Genomic DNA, 5,083 nt, shown 5'->3' on the forward strand with positions numbered 1-5,083 from the left:
GGCGGCGCGCACCGCCAAGGAGCGCGCGATCGTGCTGCGGCGGATGCATGACCTGATGCTGGCGCATGCCGAGCCGCTCGCGCGGCTGCTGACGCTGGAGCAGGGCAAGCCGCTGGCCGAGGCGCGGGGCGAGATCGGCTATGCCGCCTCGTTCCTCGAATGGTTCTCGGAGGAGGGCAAGCGGCTGTACGGCGACGTGATCCCGAGCCACGGGGCCGACCAGCGGATCGTCGTGCTGCGCCAGCCGATCGGCGTGGTGGCGGCGATCACGCCGTGGAACTTCCCGGCGGCGATGATCACCCGCAAGATCGCGCCGGCGCTCGCCGCCGGCTGCGCCGTCGTCGTCAAGCCGGCGGAGCAGACGCCGTTCTCGGCGCTGGCGCTGGGCGTGATCGCCGAGATGGCGGGGCTGCCGCCGGGCCTGCTCAACATCGTCACCGGCGAGCCGCGCGCGATCGGCGCCGAGCTGACCGGAAGCCCCGTCGTCCGCAAGATCAGCTTCACCGGCTCGACGGCGGTGGGCGCGCTGCTGTTCGCCCAGTCCGCGCCGACGATCAAGAAGCTGAGCCTGGAACTGGGTGGCAACGCGCCGTTCATCGTCTTCGACGACGCCGATCTGGACGCGGCGGTGGCGGGCGCGCTCGCCTCCAAGTTCCGCAACGCCGGCCAGACCTGCGTCTGCGCCAACCGGATCTACGCGCAAGCGGGCATCCACGACACGTTCGTGGCGCGGCTGGTCGCGGCGACGCGGGCGCTAACGGTGGGCGACGGGTTCGACGAGGGCGTGGCGATCGGGCCGTTGATCGATGACGCCGCGCTGGCCAAGGTGGACGAGCACGTCGCCGACGCGGTTGGCGGGGGCGCGACCGTGCTGACCGGCGGGGAGCGTCTGAACGGCCGCTTCTATGCGCCCACCGTACTCGGCGGCGTCACGCCCGGGATGCTGGTGACGCGCGAGGAGACGTTCGGGCCGCTCGCCCCCGTCATCCGCTTCGACACGGAGGAGGAGGTGGTGCGCCTCGCCAACGACACCGAATTCGGGCTCGCCGCCTATTTCTACGCGCGCGACGTCGGCCGGGTGTGGCGCGTCGCCGAGGCGATCGAGAGCGGCATCGTCGGCGTCAACACCGGGCTGATCTCGACGGAGGTGGCGCCGTTCGGCGGGGTGAAGGCGTCCGGCCTCGGCCGCGAGGGATCGCGGCACGGCATCGACGACTATGTTGAGCTGAAGTACATCTGCATCGGGCTATGACGGCTCGGGTGGCGACGGCTCGCCCTCGCCCAGGTCGATCGCGGCGGTGAACGTGCGCAGCTCGGCCAGCAGATCGTCGAGCCGCTGCCGGCCGAACCGCGCCGCATAGTCGTCGAGCAGCGCGACCGTCCGGCGCGAGGTGTCGCGCACCAGCGCCTGCCCGGACGGCGACAGCGTCAGCACCGCGCGGCGCCGGTCATGCGCGTGCGGCGCGCGCCGGATCAGCCCGCGCTCGACCAGCTCCTTGAGGATGCGCGCGACGCTGGGCGCGAACAGCAGCGCCGCCTCGGCGAGGCTGGTCGGGTCGGTCGGCCCGGCATGATCCAGCACGCGCAGCACGCGCCATTGCTGTTCCGTCACGTTGGCGGCGCGCAGCATGGGGCGGATCGGCGCCATCACCGCTTCGCGCGCCGCCAGCAGCGTCCCGGCGAGCGAACGCTGGTACGGCGGCAGTTTCCGTTCGGATTGTTCCACTGATCGCCCTGCTGCTGGCGCCCTGCGCTGGCGTCGCCGCCCTATGCACGGCGCGCGTCGGCGGGCACAACCCGGATTATCGGATGCGGGCCCGACGGACGAGACTTGGCCGACATGGCACGCCCGCGAAGCCACGGCGCAGGCCGCGGACGCATCAGATCGGGCCAGTTGTCATGGCCGGAGGTGGTCGAGCAGGCTGGCGCCCTCAAATGGCCGCCATCCTACTCGCTCCCGCGTCAGCGCGCTGGCGGCGGGTACGTCCATCTTGGCGATGCGATCGAGCCAGCCGAAATGGTTCGCGGACGCCGCTGTCGACAGGCTGACGACGGGAAGCAGCAGGCGCTGGCCGATCGCCTCGGCGATCTCGCGCACCGGCACACCCTCTTCCGTGACGGCGTGGTAACACTGCCCCAAGCCGCCGCTTTCGAGAACCCGTCCGTACAGTCGCGCGGCATCGAGGCGGTGGACCGCCGGCCAGCGGTTCCGGCCGTCGCCGACATAGGCCGAAAGGCCTGTCTTGCGGGCATGGGCGAGCAGGTAACTGGCGAAGCCCTGCCTGGTCCGGTCGTGCACCTGCGGCATCCGCACCACAGTCGCGCGCACCCCGCGTTCGACCAGCGCCAGCGCCGTCTGCTCCGATACGCGCGGCATGCCATGCGCGTCTGCCGGCGGCATGTCGTCCTCGGTGACGACGCGACCGGGGATGACCGGCAGGCCCGAGGTGACGATCAGCGGCTTGTCCGATCCCGCCAGCCCGTCACCAAGCGCCTCGATCGCCCGGCGATCGGTCTCGCAGCTCGCCGCCATGTTGGAGAAGTCGTGATCGAACGCGGCGTGGATGACGGCGTCGGCCTGCTCGGCACCGCGCCGCAGGCTGTCCGCGTCCTGCAGGTCGCCACGATGCGCCTCGACGCCGGCGGCGACCAGGGCGGTCGCGGCGTCGTCAGAGCGGGCCAGGCCGACCACATGATGGCCGGCGGCGAGCAGGTCGGCGACGACGGCCGAACCGACGAACCCGGTCGCGCCCGTGACGAACACGTGCCTCACCACGGCACCGGACCGTTCTCGTCGGAGAAGGTGCCGTTAGGACCGTCGTCGCCGATCAGCGCGAGGCGCACCGGCTCGCGCGCGCCTTCCTCCAGGCTGCGGGTGCCGTTGAAGTTGTTGAGCGCGGTCCTGGTGAAGCCCGGGCAGGCGGCATTGACCTTGATGCGCGTGCCTTCGAGCGCCAGCGCGAAGGCGAGCATCACCGCGTGAGACGCCGTCTTCGACACGCTGTAGTTGCCGAACATCGCGCGGTGCGGGTTGGCGGGATCCGAGTTGAGCGTCAGTGACGCGCCCGAGCTGCCGGTGAGGACGATGCGCCCGGCCGGCGCCTCGCGCAGTAGCGGCAGCATCGCCTGCGTGACGGCGATGACGCCGAACACGTTGGTTTCGAACACAGCGCGCACGGCGTCGAGCGGCGCGTCGGTCAGCAGGTTGGTCTTGATTGCCTCGCCAAAGTCCTGGTTCGGCTTGGCGCGCGAGATGCCGGCGTTGTTCATCAGGATATCGAGGCGGCCGAACTCGGCGCGGATGCGAGTCGCGGCGGCGGCGATCGAGGCCTGGTCGGTGACGTCGAGTTGGATTGCGTGCGCGCGCTCGGAAATCTGCGCGGCGGCTGCCTGGCCCTTGGCGAGGTCGCGCGCGCCGACCAGTACGGTCAACCCTTGTGCGACAAGGTCCTTGGCGATCTGCAACCCGATACCTTGGCTGGCGCCGGTGACCAAGGCGATGCGGTCATCTACCATGATGATACTCTCCTCGATTGCTGGTCAGCGGCAACCGGCTGCCCTAGATTGGATCGATTGGAACTCTGATCCGCTACATACGGAATGACGTTCCGCTTATCAAGGGACGGATATGACGGGCGTAGCGGACGATCAAAGACCTGCGGCGACAGCCCCCGCCTATCGGCGCGTCCGTGCCGACGCCCGACGCAACATCGAGGCGTTGTTGGAAACGGCCAAGGCGGTGTTCGCGACGTCCGGCGTGGACGCGCCGATGCGTGAGATCGCCGACCGGGCAGGCGTCGGGGTCGGCACGATCTACCGCCACTTTCCCCAGCGCGCCGATCTGGTCGCGGCGGTGTTCCGCCACGAGGTTGACGCCTGCGCTAGCGCCGCCGCTCACCTGGCGACCAAACACGCGCCGGGCGAGGCGCTGGACCGCTGGATGCAGCGCTATGTCGACTTCATCGTCGCTAAGCGCGGTCTCGCCGCTGCGCTCCATTCCGGCTCATCCGCGTTCCAGTCGTTGCCGGCCTATTTCGACCAGCGGCTCGAACCGGCCTTGCAAGGCCTGCTGGACCGCGCGGCCGCTGTCGGCGAGCTGCGCGCCGACGCCGATCCGCATGACCTGCTCCGCGCCGTCGCCAGCCTGTGCATGCCGTCGGGTGATGGCGATCCGGCACCGGCGCGGCGTCTGGTGGCGCTGCTGGTGGACGGCTTGCGCTATCGTGGGCGCGTGTCGTGAGGAATCGGGCGGCGCCTCAAGTCCGCTGGTATTGGAAATACCAGACCTCGTGGCCGTGGCGGCGTGCCTTGCGCTCGTAGCGCGTTTCCGGCCAGTCCGCCGGCCGCGCCAGGAAGTCGCGCGCGGTCGTCGCCGTCCAGCGGAAGTCGCCCCGGCGGCCCAGCACCATGCAGGCCCAGCGGCAATAGGTCGGGTCGTCCGTCCCCAGCCGGAACTCGGCGCCGGGCCGCAGCTTCGCCGCGATCAGGTCGAGCGGCCCGTCATTGGCCATGCGCCGCTTGGCGTGGCGCGCCTTGGGCCAGGGATCGGGGTGGAGCAGGTAGACGCGCGACAGGCTCGCGTCGGGCAGCTGCTCCAGCACGTCGAGCGCGTCGCCCATGTGCAGGCGGACATTGTCCAGCTCGCCGTCGCGCAGGTGGCCCAGCGCCTGGACGACGCCGTTGAGGAACGGCTCGCAACCGATGAAGCCAGTGCCCGGCCGCGCCGCCGCCTGCGCCGCGAGGTGCTCGCCGCCGCCAAAGCCGATCTCCAGCTCCAGCGGGCGGTCCGCCCCGAACAGCACGCGCGCGTCGAGCGGCCCCGCCGGCACCGCCACCGTCGGCAGCATCCGGTCGACCAACGCCGCCTGGCCCTCCCGCAGCTTGTGGCCCTTGGCCCGGCCATAGAGGCGGCGGATGGTGGCGGGGTCGGTCATGGCACCCGCGACTATCGCGGTTGGGCCCGAGCCGCCACCTCGCCCGTTCACCCGCCATGGCGGACAAGAAGAAGACCAAGAAGCGCGGCAAGGTCGCCAAGGCGGCGCGCAAGCTGGTGGCGGCGGACGTGGCGGCGACGCACGCGGCG

Annotated in this window: 6 protein-coding genes; 2 read left to right on the forward strand and 4 right to left on the reverse strand. The window is 71.0% G+C overall.

The window, feature by feature from the left end; genetic code table 11:
- A partial coding sequence (locus tag HUU95_RS07940) for an NAD-dependent succinate-semialdehyde dehydrogenase (RefSeq protein WP_174279625.1) occupies positions 1 to 1,252 on the forward strand: 1,252 nt, incomplete at its 5' end.
- Here the strand turns inward: HUU95_RS07940 and HUU95_RS07945 are convergent.
- The 3 genes from HUU95_RS07945 to HUU95_RS07955 all read right to left on the reverse strand — a co-directional run bounded on the left by HUU95_RS07945 (position 1,247) and on the right by HUU95_RS07955 (position 3,516).
- A complete protein-coding gene (locus HUU95_RS07945; protein ID WP_174279626.1) occupies positions 1,247 to 1,726 on the reverse strand; it encodes a MarR family transcriptional regulator in 480 nt (159 codons plus the stop codon). The genes HUU95_RS07940 and HUU95_RS07945 overlap by 6 nt on opposite strands.
- A gap of 171 nt (positions 1,727 to 1,897) precedes the next feature.
- Positions 1,898 to 2,764 carry an SDR family oxidoreductase gene (locus HUU95_RS07950; RefSeq protein ID WP_174279627.1) on the reverse strand — a complete coding sequence of 289 codons (867 nt, stop codon included), beginning with the start codon at positions 2,762 to 2,764 and terminating at the stop codon, positions 1,898 to 1,900.
- Between the two features lie 5 nt (positions 2,765 to 2,769).
- Complete coding sequence (locus HUU95_RS07955; RefSeq protein WP_174279628.1) at positions 2,770 to 3,516, reverse strand: SDR family NAD(P)-dependent oxidoreductase; 747 nt, start codon at positions 3,514 to 3,516, stop codon at positions 2,770 to 2,772.
- A gap of 112 nt (positions 3,517 to 3,628) precedes the next feature.
- Between HUU95_RS07955 and HUU95_RS07960 the strand changes: the two genes are divergently transcribed.
- Positions 3,629 to 4,240, forward strand: coding sequence for a TetR/AcrR family transcriptional regulator (locus HUU95_RS07960; protein WP_174279629.1), 612 nt, complete (start codon positions 3,629 to 3,631; stop codon positions 4,238 to 4,240).
- A gap of 16 nt (positions 4,241 to 4,256) precedes the next feature.
- On the opposite strand, the gene trmB is transcribed toward HUU95_RS07960, so the two are convergent.
- Positions 4,257 to 4,934, reverse strand: coding sequence for a tRNA (guanine(46)-N(7))-methyltransferase TrmB (gene trmB / locus HUU95_RS07965; protein WP_174279630.1), 678 nt, complete (start codon positions 4,932 to 4,934; stop codon positions 4,257 to 4,259).
- Positions 4,935 to 5,083: the final 149 nt, after the last annotated feature.

Source organism: Sphingomonas bacterium (assembly GCF_903643065.1).
In the GTDB taxonomy this organism is placed as follows: domain Bacteria; phylum Pseudomonadota; class Alphaproteobacteria; order Sphingomonadales; family Sphingomonadaceae; genus Sphingomonas.

Excerpts from the sequence above, each read along its gene's own strand:
- HUU95_RS07960 (WP_174279629.1), top strand. The coding sequence starts at position 3,629 with ATGACGGGCGTAGCGGACGATCAAAGACCTGCGGCGACAGCCCCCGCC.
- HUU95_RS07955 (WP_174279628.1), bottom strand. The coding sequence starts at position 3,516 with ATGGTAGATGACCGCATCGCCTTGGTCACCGGCGCCAGCCAAGGTATC.
- trmB (WP_174279630.1), bottom strand. The coding sequence starts at position 4,934 with ATGACCGACCCCGCCACCATCCGCCGCCTCTATGGCCGGGCCAAGGGC.